At 38.1% G+C, this 1,132-nt stretch carries 2 protein-coding genes; one reads left to right on the plus strand and one right to left on the minus strand.

Annotated features, from left to right (window positions below):
• A partial coding sequence (locus tag A3729_RS04825; protein ID WP_156497667.1) for a hypothetical protein occupies window positions 1-360 on the minus strand: 360 nt, incomplete at its 3' end.
• Window positions 361-461: 101 nt separating this feature from the next.
• Here A3729_RS04825 and A3729_RS04830 point away from each other — a divergent pair.
• On the plus strand, window positions 462-1,132 hold a 671-nt coding region (locus tag A3729_RS04830), incomplete at its 3' end, for a hypothetical protein (protein ID WP_156497668.1).

Below are 1,132 nucleotides of genomic sequence, written 5' to 3' on the forward strand. Positions count from 1 at the left end.
CCTAATATACATAATACCAACTGCCCACATTGAACGCGTTTGAGCAATAGCTGCCATGCTTTCAGCGAGTTTTACTAGAACAACCTGTGAAGGTAGTTTTGCTTCAATATCTGGAATGACTGCTTTAAACTCGGCATCAGGAGACAGCGTCAAGCCAAATGGAGGGAAAGAACCGTTTTTAACAACTTCCTTTTTAATTCTATCAAAGCCTTTGACCATCATATATTTGAGTTGGTTTACAGATTGCGCTTCTGTTAGCTTGGCACGCTTTAAAGAGTTAAAATCTTCAGCCTGCAAGGGGGTAACCCAAGGCAAAACGCATAGCGCTAGAAATAAAAAGCGACGAAATGAACGCTTCATAAAAACTCCATTTGTTAAGTATTATTTTGCGGCGATAATTTATCAGGCGTCGAACAAATGTCCATATACATTCTCATAGATTTTAATTTTGCGATAACTGAATGAAGAATTTTGAAACAGCTTACCAAACAAATCAAACAAAACACCCGGCAAAGTGGCTACAAAAGGAAATTATTCTAAATGATGAGCAATGCCATGCCTTGTTAGCCTCCCTCCCCCATTCAATCTTTTTAGATAGCGGCGTTGATGAGTCAAAAGGTCGCTTCAATATTATTAGCGGTTCGCCTTTATTTACCCATACAATAAATAAAGCAGAGTTATCTCACACTCCAAACCTAGTTAAGCCAAGCAATATTCATGAGTCACTTAACTACGAGCAACAAGAAATCCCATCAATATTTTCAGATTTACCTTTTACAGCAGGGTTAATTGGATACTCAAGTTATGAGTATGGAGCTCTTAGTATTATTGAAGCACCTCAATTAATGGAAGAAAGTAAACTCCCCCTTCTATATATAGGTGAATATACCTGGTCTTATATTCATGACAAAAAACAAAAGCGCGGTTATCTAACGTATTCACCACGCTGCCCTCTCGATTTGCGAGACAAGATTGAAAATATTATTTCCGATACCCACGAAAAGAACGCCACATATAAACATAAGCAGCAAACTAACAAGCCTAACTGGCAGAAGACCATTTCATATCAGCGTTATTCAGAAGCTTTTGAGCAAATACAAAGCTACATAATTGCCGGAGACTGTTATCAAGT

The organism is Oleiphilus sp. HI0043 (assembly GCF_001634935.1).